Below are 14,953 nucleotides of genomic sequence, written 5' to 3'. Positions count from 1 at the left end.
CTTAGCTAATAGCTAAGGCTCAAGTTTTGCTTCACATAGTTGGATCTTTACTGATAATGTGGATTAAAATAGACTTCTTTACTTCTTAGTATAAAGAAAAGCCTAATGATGGATCAGGTTATAGCAGCAAATTATCTCTCTACTCTGGAAAAATGTCTTGAACAATTCGGTGTCAGTCATTTTTTAGAAAAAATTGGATTTGATCTTATAAGAGTACATGATCCAAATGCTTATTTAACTGAGGGTGAGTTTAGTAGAGTTGTTATAGAGGCTTATAAACTAAGTCAATGCCCAGAATTGGGTTTGATTTTTGGTCAAAATTTATCCATAGTTAACCACGGCTTTCTTGGATATGCGGCGATGAGCAGTCCAACTTTTGGTGCTGCTATCCAGACTGTACTCCATTATCTTAATACACGAACTAGTCTGTTGTCCCTGGAACTTCAGCTTGATAATGAAGAGAGCATCTCTGTTAAATTATTACTTCATACAAAGGAAATTGTTATATCACGCTTTATGACCGAAGTAGCTCTTACTCATCTTGTTAAAATGAGAAATTTTTTGATTAATTGCGTTAGCCCACCACTCAAAATAGAATTGAATTATGATAAGCCTCCTTATGCTAAATATTACCAAACAATATTTCAATCCGAAGTTGTCTTTAATACAGAGAGTACTCGCATTTGGTTTAAAGCCGAAGAACTGGATTACCCCATTAATTTTGCTGATGACGTCAGTTACCAGTTAGCAAAAACTCAATTGCAAGAAATTGAAAAAAACATGTCATTAAAAGAGGATCTGGGGAGCAAGATTAAATCCATTTTAATAAATAAGAATTTGAATCATGTAGGTATGGAAGAAATAGCTAGTGAATTATGTATGACTTCTCGTACATTAAGACGTCATTTACAGAGACTGGATGTGACTTACCAAGAGTTGTTCGATGAAGTCAGAGAGCAAAAAGCAAAGACATTTTTGCTCAATAATAATATTTCGATGACAGAAATCAGTTTTTTATTAGGATTTCAAGACACATCAAATTTTTCAAAAGCATTCAAACGATGGACAGGCATTACCCCCACTGAATATAGGGAAAAATATGGAATCCGCTAATTCCAATGTCTTAATTTAACGTCATGGCTGTTGATTCTTGAGTTGATATTTATTCTGCTGCATACTGAGGAAGTTATTTTCATTTTAAAATTCGGCCAGGCTAACAATTGACTTTAAAAAGGAGATTTAAGTATGCGTTTTAAATCAGGCATTTTGGGATTGAGTCTTTTATCAGTTGCTTGTAGCAGTTTTGCAACAACCGAGAGCGAAACAATTAGAGTTATAATTAAATATAAACAGCAACCTATGGCTATTTCTTCACTAAAGTCGCAAGTACTTAAGTCTATACAAATACCCATTAAAGAAATGAAGCCAATGGCAAATGGTGCCTATTCACTTATTTTTGATGTATCAAGTTATCCAACTATTAAGGCTAAAGGGGAAGATACCACGGACAAGGTTCTGGAGCGTCTTCGTAAAAACCCAAATGTACTATATGCAGTCAAGGACAGAGTAGGTCATTTTAAACCTATCCCTGATCCAAAAGTAAGCCAGGAATTAAGTCAATTACTATCACATGAGAGCCAATGGGATGAGTTTGAAAGACCAGCAGGAATTCGCCTGGAATCTAAACCCGGTTTAAGAGATGGAGCTTGGGCTTATACTACAGGAAGATCCAAAAAGCCCATCGTTGTTGCTGTTTTGGACACAGGGGTTGCACTTAATGACAGTTTGGTGAATAACCTCGTAAAAGATGATGAAGGGAATGTGTTCGGGTGGAATTTTGCAGGCAATAATAATGATTTGTCTGATGAAACCAAATCTTATCATGGAACACATGTTTCAGGTACCATTGCAGGTTATGGCGATGTCATGATTGGGGTTGGTGAAGATTTAAAAATTCTGACTGTTAAAATTCCTGCTGAGAATGGCATGTTTTATGAAAGTGCTGTTGTGAATGGTATTTACTGGGCTGTTGGGGGAGACGTCCCAGGGGTGCCTAAAAATATACATCCAGCTAAGGTGTTAAATATGAGTTTTGGCGTGGATTTAGATCCTACCAGGGAAATAGATTATTGTGACGAAGCGTTACAAGAAGCACTGTTTTTTGCTCGTAAAAAAGGTGCTGTGGTCGCTGTTGCCGCAGGAAATGATAACGTTTGGGAACATTATAATGCTCCTGCAGTGTGCAATGGTACGGTAAAAGTTGCCTCTACAGGACCTGAAGGGTTTCGCTCTTATTTTTCAAATTATGGTCCCAGTATTACTCTTGCCGCACCCGGTGGTGATAAACGTTATGGATCCTCAGGTGGTATTTTATCCACAGTGAATCCTGGTGGAGGGTATGGTTCTTCTGGTTTTGATTTCTACCAAGGAACAAGTATGGCCTCACCCCACGTGGCTGGTGTAGCCGGGTTGATTTTTGCTATCAGTGATAGAGCACTAAAACCTGAACAGGTAGAGCAAATTCTATATGTTACTACGCATGAGTTTGGGCAAAGCAATGATGCGAATAAGTCTTGCGTTGGAAAAAAACCTTGTGGACACGGAATATTAGATGCAGATAACGCTGTCCAAGTCGCATTAAATGGTTATGATGTGCTATTTACAGCCCCTAAAATTAGTGACTTGGCTACTCATGAATGTGGTAAGAATAGATTAATGCCGGGTAAAAATATGATTAATGACGGTGCAGCTACCTGGATTCAAAGTAAAGCAAGTTGTGAAACAGAGGTAAATTATCAGAGTCCACAGATCGAGCAAGGAAAGGATGGAAAGATATATGCTTACTATGGTTCTGTGAGCTATCAATTAGATCAATCAGCTTATAAGGAATGTCATGTAGTAGGTTATGATGGGGTAGGCTGTTATTTGTAATAATAGCAAATAACGTAGTGAAGTATTTTTTGGTTTGCTTTCTATATTTTAAGGTATGGTAATCGTTTACTGGCCGTGTTTAAAAATAGAGCTCATATACGTGCAGCATAACTGGCTATTTACGTATCAACTATACCCGCTTCCTTATGGTCGCTGCTCGGCTTTGCACCATTATAATCCGAGCCGCGACCTGATGAATCCCCACGAATTTGTACAATTTTAGTAATGCCTCTGTTATCCCTTAGATTCTGTCATCCCTGCGAAGGCAGGGATCCATTTTGCAATGTACATCCTAAGTTTCATTAGGGTATTCTATCCTGCCAACTTCGCAAAAAACTCTACATCATATGGAAAAACAATATTATGTTTATATTCTTGCCAGCAAAAAATATGGAACTTTATATGTTGGCTTTACCAGCAATTTGACTCAACGTATCTATGAGCATAGGGAAAATTTAGTCGATGGATTTACTAAAAAATATCATGTACATGAACTGGTTTATTTTGAAGTTCACTCTAATATTTATGAAGCAATTACTAGAGAAAAACAAATAAAAAGATGGAAACGACAATGGAAAATTAACTTAATTGAGTCAAACAATCCTCAGTGGATTAATTTGAGTTACGAACTATTTTGATGGATGGATCCCTGCCTTCGCAGGGATGACAGAGTCATTTAAAATTGTACAAATTCGTGGGGATTCATCAGGCCGCGACCATAAGGGAGCGGATGTATAATAACCCTGAACAGTAAGTATCTCATATGGCATAATTAACCGAATAACTCAGTTAAGACTAACATTAAAAAACACTATATTTAACATGGTCGAGAACGACTTCGAAGATTGCACCTACGGAGCTTATACTTAACCCGGCGGCCCTTATTGCAGCCTTATGAATGACATCAATAGATTTACCCAAGCCAGTTGTTTAAAATTTCAACAATTTTTTTAGCTTGCTCATCACTTGAAATGTTAAATTTGGATTTTTGCCAATATTGATTGTTACGTTTTTGATAACGTCTTATAGAGTATTTTACGGGACCATACTCATTTTTGGTGTTATCCCAATCTTGATACTTGAACATAATGGTGGTCCAGGCTCCTTTTGATAATATTTGTTTATCGAGTTCCTTGGTTGTTTCCACCCCATTTTCTTGAAAAGCAATTGTTAAATCATCTATGGTTTCAGCCATTTGGTATACTTCCTCAATTATTTCCGATGGATTGTAATTTGCCATCGACAAAAGTCAAGGAAAAGGATGGTTGGTATTGGCCTGGTTTATAAATCCAGATTTGTGGTTTGGTAGCTGTAGGAACAACTTGATTAATGTAAGTATTATTTACCAGGTTTGGGCTACCACAAGCGCCATAGACTTTACTCGCTGGATCACCGACTTGGATACTTGTATCACCGCATAGAGAAAACGCATTGGTATCGCCGCCGTTTACTTTGATTTCTTGTACCTTATTATTAAGAATATCCACTTCCAATTGAAGCCCACTACTTCCTGTTGGAACATTCCATACACCATAAAACGCTGTGCCTGTTGGTACATTTAATGAGCCTGAATACAAACCATCGGTACTACCTAAATTATTATAAATCAGTTGCTGAACAGGTATTTTTTGCAAAATAGGCTGATTGGAATCTTGTTTACTCAATGGTTGCCCACAAGCTGCAATCACTTGATCCATGGACATGCCAATATTAATATAAGCATGATTCTGTGGGCAGTAGAGGGATTGATCACCCATTAAACGAAACGGTATAAGCAGCAATACTAAACTCATAAACAGTGTCGATCTCATAGCTTTTTTCCATCAATCCGTATCAAGTAATAGTATAGTTCTATTTGTTTATTTTTGCTTTTATAGCAATCTCCAGGGCAAGGAGGCGCTTAAGAATAAAGTAATGATTTTTAATATCACCATAATAATAAACGGAGAGAAATCAAAACCTGAAATATCAGGGACTATCATTCTACCTAGTCGTAAAAGAGGGGTTGTTATTATGCGTAAAAAATCGGCCAGGGGATGTTCCCATTTGGGATTGATGTAGCTCATTATCACTCTAATCAGAATGGCAAAGAATAATAATTCACAAGGTTGAATTATCAAATCTACCAGAACATACAGGGGAATAAAAAGAAACGGGATGATGGCATGATAAATCAGAAGACTTAAACAAATAATTTTAAATAATTCCACAATGATTAAAGCAACGAATGCTATCCAATCGTATTTTTGTCCCTGTTGAATTGGCCTTTTTATTATGAAATTGATGGGTTTTACCAATGGATCACTAATGGTAAAAATTAATTGGCTGAATGGGTTAAGAGAACTGATTCGGAAAAAGCGTATGGCAATTCTAAGCCATAAACTGAAAATAATGATTGTAAATAATAAGGATAATAAGAAATATCCAACAGCAGTTAAACCAGCCATTATTTCACCTCAATAGATTTAATTCACCTATAAAACCATGAGAATGATTCAAATGGCTTAAAAATGAATTGTTTAAACAGTTTATTAATGCTCTATCATAGCGCGAGCGCAGTATGTTCTACAATCATTGTCTGATTGGATGGTTCAATAGACCTCTTGCATAACCTGCCTCTTTTATTTTATTGCTGTGTTGTAAAGGTTTCTGCAGTGCTCATTTACTCTATGTAAACTCCGCTCCTCGAAACCTTTACGCCTTGCACTAAAGCAAAATATTCATGTTATGCAACAGGTCTAATATATTGGTAATAATATTACAAGACATTTTGAATTCGATGAAATAAAAATCCAGTACGCAAAAGATGCTGGGCATTATTCATGACTCATTGAATATACCCACATCAAAAAGTAAAAGTTAATACTAAAGCAGCCACAGAAAAAATCTTCATCAGGAGTTAAACTGATAGAACCTAATGAAGGATTTCAAAAAGGCATTATCCCAGTACAAAAAAGGTTAATTCATTTTTCCTAATTCATGAGCTTTTTCCTTTGCGGCTTTCATGGCACAAAAAATAAGTTCATTCAGTTTTTTATGCAAGATTTGTAGAGCAGCTGCAGTTGTCCCTCCTGGAGAGGTAACTTTTCTTCTCAATTCCGTCAAATCTAACTTACTATGTTGTGCTAAATTAAGTGATCCTGCAAACGTCTGTACGGCGAAAGTTTTGGCTATTTGATCTTCCAGACCCAACTCAACAGCCGCATCCACCATGGCTTCTAAAAATAAAAAAACATAGGCAGGACCACTACCAGATAGGGCAGTAAAAGTGTCCATATCGTCTTCATTTTTAGCCCAGGTAGTAATGCCGAAGCTCGAGAATAATTGCTCTGCCCATTTTTTTTGTTCCAGGCTAGTAGACTCGTTAGCTATCATTGGAGTTGCAGCTAATCCAACGGTAGCAGGAGTATTAGGCATGGTCCTGATGATTGCCTGTCCTGTTTTGCAGTATTTGGCAAACCACGGAAGATTCAATCCTGCCGCAACGGAGATTAAAAGACAGTTGGAAGGTATGAATGGAGTAATTTCTTTTAACACAGTACTCATTTGTGCAGGTTTTACTGCTAACAGGATAATATCCGCATTTTTAATCACTTCTTTATTATCGTAATGAGTATGAATATTCTCCTTATTAACACCGACAGTTAATGAAGGCGCTGCGGCAGATAAGCAATATTTGCCCTGTTTTTGTATGCTTCGTGCAATCGCTTTCGCCATATTTCCATAGCCAATAAAACTGATATTCATAATGGGTTACCTTTTCGTTCGCCAAAAATCGCTCGCCCGACTCGAATTATAGTGGAACCTGCTTTAATTGCAGGGACTAAATCGTCACTCATGCCCATTGATAGGGTATCCATTTTTAAATTGAGAGTTTGGTTGATGGATTGCATAAGTTGGTTGAGTTTAAGAAATAAATGGTACTGAGCTCGTTCATCATTTTGTGGGGGAGGTATGGTCATGAGACCTCTAAGTTTCAAATTAGGTAGTTGACTTACTTCTAGAGCAAGGTCATTGGCATATTCTGGAGCAATACCTGATTTAGTGGCTTCTCCAACCAAATTAATTTGCAAACATACATTGAGAGGTGGTAAAAGTTCTGTTCTGAATTGATTAAGAAGATTAGCAGTTTTGTTTCGATCAATACTGTGAACCCAACTAAAATGTTTGGCTATTCCTTTGGTTTTATTACTTTGAATTGGGCCTATAAAATGCCAACAAATAGGGAGGTTTATCAATGCCAGGATTTTTTCTTGCGCTTCTTGAAAATAATTTTCCCCAAAGTGTCCAATACCTTGTTGGTATGCTTCTTTTATAGAGTCAGTACTTTGTTCCTTGCTGACTGCTAATAATAAAACACTGCCTGGTTTTCTTTTAGTGGATAATTCCGTTTGGATAATCAGTTCTCTTACTTTATTTATATTTTGACTAATACTCATATGAATCCTGTTTATCAGACAAGGGCCGCTTTATATAACAATAGAAATATACCTGTGAAACTCTAAAAATAGTACTTTGAAGTATCCTGGGTATAGAGTTTAATGCTACTACAAAAAGATATCCATGATTGCTGCTAATCATTTCCTGAGCTAATCTACTATATATAATAAAAAAATTATCAGGGATTATTGAGTATGGATATTGCAGAATTATTGGCTTTTTCAGTCAAAAACAAGTCTTCGGATTTGCATATTTCAGCTGGAATGCCTCCGATGATTCGTGTTGATGGCGATTTACGGAAGATTAACTTGCCTGCTTTGGAACATAAGGACGTCATTAAAATTATTTATGACATTATGAATGATAGACAAAGAAAGGAATATGAAGAGTTTTTTGAAACGGACTTTTCTTTTGAAATAACTAATTTGGCACGTTTTAGGGTTAATGCTTTTAATCAATCGCGTGGTGCTGCAGCAGTGTTCAGAACGATTCCTTCTGAAATTCTTAGCATGGAGAATTTGGCATTACCACCAATTTTTAAAGAGATGGCTAGTTTTTCCAGAGGATTAGTATTGGTTACTGGACCAACCGGATCAGGGAAAAGTACTACTCTTGCAGCAGTTATCGATTACATCAATTCAACTCGTTATGAGCATATTTTAACAGTTGAAGATCCTATAGAGTTTGTTCATCAAAGTAAAAAGTGTTTAGTAAACCAGCGTGAAGTACATAAAGACACATTGAGCTTTAATGCCGCTTTAAGATCCGCTTTGCGTGAAGACCCTGATATTATATTGGTAGGTGAATTACGTGATTTGGAAACAATACGCTTGGCAATGACTGCTGCGGAAACTGGACATTTGGTTTTTGGCACACTACATACCAATTCAGCAACCAAAACAATAAACAGGATAATTGATGTGTTTCCAGCAGAAGAAAAATCAATGGTGCGTTCCATGCTCTCTGAATCACTACAAGCCGTAGTTGCTCAAAGTTTATTAAAAAAGAATAAAGGCGGTCGGGTTGCAGCACTTGAAATTATGATGTGCACCGGAGCTATCCGCAATCTGATTCGTGAGGATAAGGTGGCTCAAATGTATTCGTCCATTCAAACAGGACAAGCGAAAGGAATGCAAACATTGGATCAACATTTAACAGAATTAGTCAATAAGAACATTATTTCGAAGCATATTGCTCATGAGGCCGCTTTAAATAAATCATTGTTTTAGAGTTAGGGACTGGTTCTAAATGCGCGCTCTTATGTTGTTATCACCGAGGTAATTGTTCACAGACCGTGTTTTTAAAAAATAGAATTCATATATTGTGCACAGCATAACTGGTTGTTCTATGTTCAAACCATATCCGCTTCCTTACGGTCGTGGCTCGGTTTAGTGCCATTATAATCTGAGCCTCGGCTGTGAAGGAGCGGATATGTAATAACTTCCAAATCCAGCATGAACATTATACTAAATGGCATGATTTGCCGAATAAATCAGATCGTGAAGGATTCTTCACCAAGAACGGCATCCATGCAGAAATGGGGCATTATGCTGTACAAACATGGATCTCCGCCTTCGCGGAGATGACATTACAAGAGTTTTTATTTACTGGCTGTTAGATTATTCTATCTTCTCAAGCATTTTTTTGGATTTCAATTAATTTGGGAATCCCGATTTCGGCAAGTGACAACATGCTGTTCAGTTGTTCCCTGGTAAAAGAATTATCTTCAGCAGTGCCTTGAACCTCAATAAAATGCCCTTGTTCATTCATGACAATGTTCATATCAGTTTCGGCAAGAACATCTTCTGCATAGTCCAAATCCAGTACTGCTTGCCCTCTGTAAATACCTACAGATACCGCAGCCACATAATTAAAAGTTGGCATTTTACGTATTTTTTCGCGTTGAATCATCCAGTTGATAGCATCTCGCATGGCTACACAAGCGCCAGTGATAGCCGCAGTTCTTGTTCCCCCATCGGCCTGGATTACATCACAATCGAGAGTAATAGTATTTTCACCTAGAACCTTTAAATCAATACAAGCTCTTAGAGAACGGCCTATTAAACGTTGAATTTCCAGGGTTCGTCCACCTTGTTTGCCTTTGCTCGCTTCTCTTTCGGTACGGCTATGAGTTGCTCGTGGGAGCATGCCGTATTCAGCTGTTATCCATCCTTGGTTTTTACCTTTTAGAAAACGAGGAACTCCTTCAATGATTGAGGCATTACAAATCACTCTTGTCTGACCAAATTCGACTAATACGGAACCTTCAGCATGATTTGTGAAATTACGAGTTATTGTAATGGGACGAAGCTGATCATGTTCACGATTACTAGGGCGCATGAGATACTCCTATATAAAAATGCTCAAGTATAACTCTTTAACATTTGAGTTGCACTCTAAATAACATGAGTTCGATATAAAAGGTAGAGAAATGCCTTTATGTCACTAAACGAATGTTAACTCGTAAAGCTTGTCCCCGGCGAAAGCGGTGATGTGTAGCATACAAGTTTGTTTTAATTAATTAATGAGCAATACCTGTGCAATTCTCTTAATTTCAGGTATATTCGCGCAAGGTTAAACAGTAGGTGTTTTTATGATTCATAGTATGACAGCTTTTGCTCGAAGCCAAAAGCAGGTTGATGCAGGTCATTTTTGCTGGGAAATCAGGTCAGTTAATCATCGTTATCTTGATGTGACATTTCGTTTACCTGAGACATTTCGTTTTCTTGAAACGGAATTAAGAGCGCTGCTTCGAGATAAAATTCATCGCGGTAAGTTGGAATGTCAGCTAAAGTATAAGGACACAAGTTCTAATAATCAGTCTATGCTTATAAATATAGGTATGATTAATGCATTACTTGATTTAAGTAGTAAATTATCGGCTTCTCATCATTTGGCCAATGATATGACAGTTAGTCAAGTGCTTTCATGGCCAGGAGTAGTAGAAGTAAACCAATTAGATTTGGAAGAGTTAGCTCAAATTGCATTAGACATATTTAAGGAGAGTATCAACCGGTTATGTGAAGCCAGAGCAGTAGAGGGTAAGGCTCTAAAGGCACATGTTGAAAGTAGATTACAGGCGTTGGGGCAAGAGGTTGTACGATCTAAGGAGATTGTGGCCGCGATGAGTGAGAGGACTAAGGATAAATTGCTCACTCGTTTGCATGAGGTGCAAATTGAAGTACCTGAAGCACGGGTAGAGCAAGAAATTGCTTTGATATTAGCCAAACTTGATGTGAGTGAAGAGCTGGATAGATTACAGACTCATATAGCTGAAGTGAACCGTACCTTAAATACTGAAAAGGTTACAGGAAGAAGGCTGGATTTTTTAATGCAGGAATTAAATAGAGAGGCGAATACTCTAAGCTCAAAATCGGATTCTGCAGAATTAACGTTAAGTGCAGTTGAAATGAAAGTACTAATTGAGCAGATGCGTGAACAAATTCAGAACTTTGAGTAAATGTTATGGTTAGTGATAATTTAGGAAATTTATACATTGTTGCCGCACCCTCAGGAGGAGGCAAAACAAGTTTGGTAAAGAAACTCATAGAAACTGTGAGCGAGATTGAAGTTTCTATTTCTCATACTACCAGACCCATAAGGCCAGGGGAGAGAGATGGAGTAGATTATTTCTTTATTGATGAGGAGCAATTTATTTCTATGGTGAATGTGGCGGCGTTTGTTGAGCATGCGAGGGTATTTAACCATTTATATGGAACGTCTGTTGCGCAAATTAACGAGCGATTGAAATTTGGAATTGACGTAGTTCTCGATATTGATTGGCAAGGTGCCGAACAAATCAGACATTCTTATCCTGGTGCAATAAGTATCTTTATCATTCCGCCTTCTTTAGAAACATTAAAGGAACGATTGATGAACAGACAGCAGGATAAGGATCATGTGATAAGCGAAAGAATGACTAAGGCGAAGGATGAACTTGGCCATTATCCGGAATTTGATTACTTAATTGTTAATGATAATTTTGAAAAAGCGGCTATGGAGTTACAGTCGATAGTAATTGCCAATAGGTTGCGAATTGAAAGACAGGTAAATAAACAAGCGAAACTGCTTTCTTTCCTATTGTCATCGCAGTAAAATAAAGGGTTTGAGCTAGTATTTGTTCTAATAACTTAAGGGTGAATTTTATGGCGCGAGTAACAGTTGAAGATTGTTTGGAACATGTTAAAAACCGATTCGAGTTGGTTATGGTAGCTACCAAACGAGCAAGACAAATTGCAGTTCGAGGTGATCAACCAATGGTTGAGTGGGAAAATGATAAACCTACTGTAGTTGCACTGAGAGAAATTGCAGAAGGTTATGTTACTGCGGATATTTTGGATGAGGACTAAAATTAGTTATTGACTTTGCCTTAGGAGTGTTGGTCATTCTATGAATATACCTCTTGTCAAACGAGTAATGGTATTTAAGCAAGCATAGGGAACAAGGGCGAAGCATAAAACCGTATTTTGAGTAACATGAGGTATAAATGGCCATGTTGGATACTAGGGAGTACTGCGTGAGCTACTTTAAAGAGCTCGATGAAGAGCTTAAATGCTACCTTGAGCAGGCGCAAATTGAAAAATGCTATCAAGCTTATTTGGTGGCTGAAAAAGCACATCATGGCCAAATGCGTCGTTCAGGTGAGCCTTATATTACGCACCCTGTAGCTGCTGCCTTAATCCTGGCAAGGATGAGACTGGATTATCAAACCATCATGGCTACTCTGCTTCATGATGTAGTCGAAGATACCTCTATATGTAAAGAAGAATTAGTCAATCAATTTGGCGAAGAAGTAACTGCCCTTGTTGATGGTGTCACCAAGCTGACCAAAATTAAATTCGAATCTAAAGCCGAAGCTCAAGCAGAAAATTTTCGTAAAATGGTCTTGGCTATGGTTAAAGACATACGAGTTATTATCGTTAAGTTGGCTGATCGTCTGCATAATATGCGTACCCTAGGATCAATGCCTGCAGCCAAACGTAGACGAATTGCTATTGAAACTCTCGAGATTTATGCTCCAATTGCCAATCGTTTGGGTATGCATTCTATTTATGTTGGTCTTGAAGATTTGGGTTTTCAAGCCCTGTATCCCATGCGTTACAGAGCAATTAAGTCGGCCGTAGAAAAATCACGTGGTAATCGCAGAGAGTTAACTCAAACTATAGAAAAAGATTTGCAACATGCGTTATCGCAATTAAATATTCCTTATGAACAGGTCTTTGGCAGACAAAAGCATTTATACAGCATTTATAGAAAAATGAAGCAAAAGAAAGCATCCTTCACAGAAATTACGGATGTCTTTGCATTTCGCGTTATTACAGAAGATATTGACTCCTGTTATAGAATTTTGGGGGCTTTACACTGCACTTATAAACCTGTTCCACAGCGCTTTAAAGATTATATAGGAATTCCAAAGGCTAACGGTTATCAGTCTTTACATACTACGTTGTTTGGACCTTTTGGAGTCCCCCTCGAGGTGCAAATACGAACCAGAGAAATGGATAAAGTAGCTGATAATGGTGTGGCAGCACATTGGATCTATAAATCTTCTGGCTTGGAGGTGAATGAGGCTCAGCTTCGGGCAAGAGAGTGGGTTCAGAGTTTATTGGAAATGCAAAGGAGTACAGGAAGTTCTCTTGAATTTATTGAAAACGTTAAAATTGATTTATTCCCAGACGAGGTGTATGTTTTTACTCCAAAAGGCCATATTATGGAGTTGCCAAAAGGAGCAACACCGGTAGATTTTGCTTACACAGTCCACTCTGGGGTAGGAAACAGCTGTGTTGCAGCGAAAGTGAATAGACGTCTGGTGCCATTAAGTATTCCTTTATCAAATGGGCAAACCGTAGAGATTATTACAGCACCTGGAGCTCACCCTAATCCGGCCTGGCTGAATTTTGTTGTTACTGGAAAGGCAAGATCCAATATTCGCCATTTTTTGAAAAGCCAACAACATGCGGAGTCTATTGTTTTAGGGAAACGCTTACTAGAGCAATCGTTGGCAGAATTATCTAGTGATTATGCAAAAGTACCTCCGGAGACACTTCAGGCCTTGTTAAGTGATTTACATTATAAAACGGTTGATGATTTATTGTATGCCATAGGAATAGGGAATCAGATGGCGATGGTGATTGCCAAGCGTTTGGTGGTTTCACAAGATTCTAATGAATTGGATAAAGGCAATAAACGTCCTTTGGCAATTAAGGGAACTGAAGGTATGGTGGTTCATTTTGGTGAATGCTGCCAACCAATCCCAGGGGACAATATTGTTGGTAAATTTCAACAAGGCAGAGGTATTATTGTTCATGCCAGCGACTGTACGACTCTAAAAACAACTCGTAGTAATCCTGAGCAATTTATTGCGTTGCGTTGGGATGATCAGGTTCAAGGTGAATATTGGGTAGATGTTACCGTAGATGTGGCCAATGAACGAGGTGTATTAGCTGCTTTAGCCACTGCTATTTCAGAAGCAGATTCCAATATTGGTAACATCAACGTCGATCCCCGGGATGGTCGCCATAATGCTGTAACATTTTCCATCAGTGTTCGTGACAGAACACATTTGGCGCGAGTCATGCGTCGTTTAAGAGCTAATAAAGTAGTCATGCGACTATATCGAAAAAAACAAGGGGAAAATTAATGCGACCAATCAATACAAAATTGGCACCAGAAGCGATAGGTACCTACAGTCAGGCAATAAGTTGCGGTCAAACTGTTTTTCTTTCAGGGCAAATTCCACTTAATCCTGAAACGATGCAAATCTGCAGTGATGACATTAAATTACAAATTACTCAGGTATTGGAAAATTTATCTGCCGTATGTGAGGCTGCCGGGGGCAGCTTGGCCAATATTGTGAAATTAAACGTCTACCTCACTGATTTAAGTCATTTTTCCTTAATTAATGAAGCGATGGATCGATATTTTTCAAAACCGTATCCTGCAAGGGCAGCAATAGGTGTTTCAGCATTACCACGTGGTGCCAATGTTGAAATGGATGGAATTATGGTTTTATCATCAGCTGCTGATTAATGCTATGAGTGATGATCAATACGCCCGAACCGGGCGTGTGATGTTTTTATGTGTTTGGATTATTTTTTTTGTTGGACTGTTTTTATTTTTTTATTATTACGATAAATCTGAAAACACTGTTTTTGTAGCGAATCGCACTGAATTTGTATTAAGTGCCGATAATGAAGGACATTATCGAATCAAAGGTAAGATTAATGAATATCCAGTAGAGTTTTTGGTGGATACAGGAGCAACGCTAGTAGCAGTACCTCAAGGTTTGGCTGAGAGTTTAAAGATTACCGGGCGATATCCCATTACTATTGAAACTGCTAATGGCAAGATAACAGGATTTTTAACTCGTCTGCAGCAGTTGTCTTTTGGGGAGTTTCATTTGCAAAATGTCAAAGCGGTGATAATTCCAGAAAATGATGATAATACCGTATTACTTGGAATGAATGTGTTGTCACAATTTCATATCGTACAACAGGATGGACGTTTGATATTAAAAAAAGAGTTTCGGCAAGGAAGCCCTGAGGAATCCCGAAAATGAGATGGATTTTGAGGACCAATGATC

The 14,953-nt window shown here is 37.9% G+C and carries 16 protein-coding genes; 10 read left to right on the top strand and 6 right to left on the bottom strand.

The window, feature by feature from the left end; genetic code table 11:
• The first annotated feature begins 108 nt into the window (after positions 1-108).
• From ACZ5EK_RS10570 to ACZ5EK_RS10560, 3 genes are all read left to right on the top strand, one after another.
• Positions 109-1,113, top strand: coding sequence for an AraC family transcriptional regulator (locus ACZ5EK_RS10570; protein WP_464432488.1), 1,005 nt, complete (start codon positions 109-111; stop codon positions 1,111-1,113).
• Between the two features lie 132 nt (positions 1,114-1,245).
• Positions 1,246-2,931 (top strand): S8 family serine peptidase, encoded by a 1,686-nt coding sequence (locus ACZ5EK_RS10565; RefSeq protein ID WP_464429510.1) that lies wholly within the window; start codon positions 1,246-1,248, stop codon positions 2,929-2,931.
• Between the two features lie 347 nt (positions 2,932-3,278).
• Positions 3,279-3,569, top strand: a complete 291-nt coding sequence (locus tag ACZ5EK_RS10560) for a GIY-YIG nuclease family protein (protein WP_464429509.1) — start codon at positions 3,279-3,281, stop codon at positions 3,567-3,569.
• A 275-nt stretch (positions 3,570-3,844) separates the two neighbouring features.
• Here ACZ5EK_RS10560 and ACZ5EK_RS10555 read toward each other — a convergent pair whose 3' ends face one another.
• The 5 genes from ACZ5EK_RS10555 to ACZ5EK_RS10535 all read right to left on the bottom strand — a co-directional run bounded on the left by ACZ5EK_RS10555 (position 3,845) and on the right by ACZ5EK_RS10535 (position 7,370).
• Positions 3,845-4,126, bottom strand: coding sequence for a hypothetical protein (locus tag ACZ5EK_RS10555; protein ID WP_464429508.1), 282 nt, complete (start codon positions 4,124-4,126; stop codon positions 3,845-3,847).
• A gap of 13 nt (positions 4,127-4,139) precedes the next feature.
• Positions 4,140-4,742, bottom strand: coding sequence for a DUF2845 domain-containing protein (locus ACZ5EK_RS10550; protein ID WP_464429506.1), 603 nt, complete (start codon positions 4,740-4,742; stop codon positions 4,140-4,142).
• A gap of 60 nt (positions 4,743-4,802) precedes the next feature.
• A complete protein-coding gene (locus ACZ5EK_RS10545; protein ID WP_464429505.1) occupies positions 4,803-5,378 on the bottom strand; it encodes a YggT family protein in 576 nt (191 codons plus the stop codon).
• Between the two features lie 511 nt (positions 5,379-5,889).
• Entirely contained in the window at positions 5,890-6,678 is a 789-nt protein-coding gene (proC, locus tag ACZ5EK_RS10540; protein ID WP_464429504.1) for a pyrroline-5-carboxylate reductase, read from the bottom strand.
• Positions 6,675-7,370 carry a YggS family pyridoxal phosphate-dependent enzyme gene (locus ACZ5EK_RS10535; RefSeq protein ID WP_464429502.1) on the bottom strand — a complete coding sequence of 232 codons (696 nt, stop codon included), beginning with the start codon at positions 7,368-7,370 and terminating at the stop codon, positions 6,675-6,677. Before ACZ5EK_RS10535 ends, proC begins: the two co-directional genes overlap by 4 nt.
• A gap of 195 nt (positions 7,371-7,565) precedes the next feature.
• On the opposite strand from ACZ5EK_RS10535, the gene ACZ5EK_RS10530 reads away from it, so the two are divergent.
• On the top strand, positions 7,566-8,600 hold the full coding sequence (locus ACZ5EK_RS10530) for a type IV pilus twitching motility protein PilT (protein ID WP_464429501.1): 1,035 nt from the start codon (positions 7,566-7,568) through the stop codon (positions 8,598-8,600).
• A 403-nt stretch (positions 8,601-9,003) separates the two neighbouring features.
• Here ACZ5EK_RS10530 and rph read toward each other — a convergent pair whose 3' ends face one another.
• Positions 9,004-9,711, bottom strand: coding sequence for a ribonuclease PH (gene rph / locus ACZ5EK_RS10525; RefSeq protein WP_464429499.1), 708 nt, complete (start codon positions 9,709-9,711; stop codon positions 9,004-9,006).
• 253 nt (positions 9,712-9,964) lie between these two features.
• Here rph and ACZ5EK_RS10520 point away from each other — a divergent pair, with 253 nt between their 5' ends.
• From ACZ5EK_RS10520 to ACZ5EK_RS10495, 6 genes are all read left to right on the top strand, one after another.
• A complete protein-coding gene (locus ACZ5EK_RS10520) occupies positions 9,965-10,831 on the top strand; it encodes a YicC/YloC family endoribonuclease (RefSeq protein WP_464429497.1) in 867 nt (288 codons plus the stop codon).
• Between the two features lie 5 nt (positions 10,832-10,836).
• Positions 10,837-11,466, top strand: coding sequence for a guanylate kinase (gene gmk / locus ACZ5EK_RS10515; RefSeq protein WP_464429495.1), 630 nt, complete (start codon positions 10,837-10,839; stop codon positions 11,464-11,466).
• Between the two features lie 50 nt (positions 11,467-11,516).
• A complete protein-coding gene (gene rpoZ, locus ACZ5EK_RS10510) occupies positions 11,517-11,720 on the top strand; it encodes a DNA-directed RNA polymerase subunit omega (RefSeq protein ID WP_011214258.1) in 204 nt (67 codons plus the stop codon).
• Positions 11,721-11,887: 167 nt separating this feature from the next.
• Positions 11,888-14,011: a bifunctional GTP diphosphokinase/guanosine-3',5'-bis pyrophosphate 3'-pyrophosphohydrolase gene (spoT, locus tag ACZ5EK_RS10505; protein WP_464429493.1), complete on the top strand. Its 2,124-nt coding sequence runs from the start codon at positions 11,888-11,890 to the stop codon at positions 14,009-14,011.
• Positions 14,011-14,400: a RidA family protein gene (locus ACZ5EK_RS10500; protein ID WP_464429491.1), complete on the top strand. Its 390-nt coding sequence runs from the start codon at positions 14,011-14,013 to the stop codon at positions 14,398-14,400. Before spoT ends, ACZ5EK_RS10500 begins: the two co-directional genes overlap by 1 nt.
• Positions 14,401-14,404: 4 nt before the next feature.
• A complete protein-coding gene (locus ACZ5EK_RS10495; protein ID WP_464432487.1) occupies positions 14,405-14,929 on the top strand; it encodes a retropepsin-like aspartic protease family protein in 525 nt (174 codons plus the stop codon).
• Positions 14,930-14,953 lie beyond the last annotated feature (24 nt).

The organism is Legionella sp. JM-2024 (assembly GCF_055389095.1).
This window is presented reverse-complemented; position numbering and strand designations above follow the sequence as displayed.

What these genes read in the sequence shown, in the direction of transcription:
- ACZ5EK_RS10570 (WP_464432488.1), top strand. Translation starts at nt 109, where the DNA reads ATGGATCAGGTTATAGCAGCAAATTATCTCTCTACTCTGGAAAAATGT.
- ACZ5EK_RS10565 (WP_464429510.1), top strand. Translation starts at nt 1,246, where the DNA reads ATGCGTTTTAAATCAGGCATTTTGGGATTGAGTCTTTTATCAGTTGCT.
- ACZ5EK_RS10560 (WP_464429509.1), top strand. Translation starts at nt 3,279, where the DNA reads ATGGAAAAACAATATTATGTTTATATTCTTGCCAGCAAAAAATATGGA.
- ACZ5EK_RS10555 (WP_464429508.1), bottom strand. Translation starts at nt 4,126, where the DNA reads ATGGCTGAAACCATAGATGATTTAACAATTGCTTTTCAAGAAAATGGG.
- ACZ5EK_RS10550 (WP_464429506.1), bottom strand. Translation starts at nt 4,742, where the DNA reads ATGAGATCGACACTGTTTATGAGTTTAGTATTGCTGCTTATACCGTTT.
- ACZ5EK_RS10545 (WP_464429505.1), bottom strand. Translation starts at nt 5,378, where the DNA reads ATGGCTGGTTTAACTGCTGTTGGATATTTCTTATTATCCTTATTATTT.
- proC (WP_464429504.1), bottom strand. Translation starts at nt 6,678, where the DNA reads ATGAATATCAGTTTTATTGGCTATGGAAATATGGCGAAAGCGATTGCA.
- ACZ5EK_RS10535 (WP_464429502.1), bottom strand. Translation starts at nt 7,370, where the DNA reads ATGAGTATTAGTCAAAATATAAATAAAGTAAGAGAACTGATTATCCAA.
- ACZ5EK_RS10530 (WP_464429501.1), top strand. Translation starts at nt 7,566, where the DNA reads ATGGATATTGCAGAATTATTGGCTTTTTCAGTCAAAAACAAGTCTTCG.
- rph (WP_464429499.1), bottom strand. Translation starts at nt 9,711, where the DNA reads ATGCGCCCTAGTAATCGTGAACATGATCAGCTTCGTCCCATTACAATA.
- ACZ5EK_RS10520 (WP_464429497.1), top strand. Translation starts at nt 9,965, where the DNA reads ATGATTCATAGTATGACAGCTTTTGCTCGAAGCCAAAAGCAGGTTGAT.
- gmk (WP_464429495.1), top strand. Translation starts at nt 10,837, where the DNA reads ATGGTTAGTGATAATTTAGGAAATTTATACATTGTTGCCGCACCCTCA.
- rpoZ (WP_011214258.1), top strand. Translation starts at nt 11,517, where the DNA reads ATGGCGCGAGTAACAGTTGAAGATTGTTTGGAACATGTTAAAAACCGA.
- ACZ5EK_RS10500 (WP_464429491.1), top strand. Translation starts at nt 14,011, where the DNA reads ATGCGACCAATCAATACAAAATTGGCACCAGAAGCGATAGGTACCTAC.
- ACZ5EK_RS10495 (WP_464432487.1), top strand. Translation starts at nt 14,405, where the DNA reads ATGAGTGATGATCAATACGCCCGAACCGGGCGTGTGATGTTTTTATGT.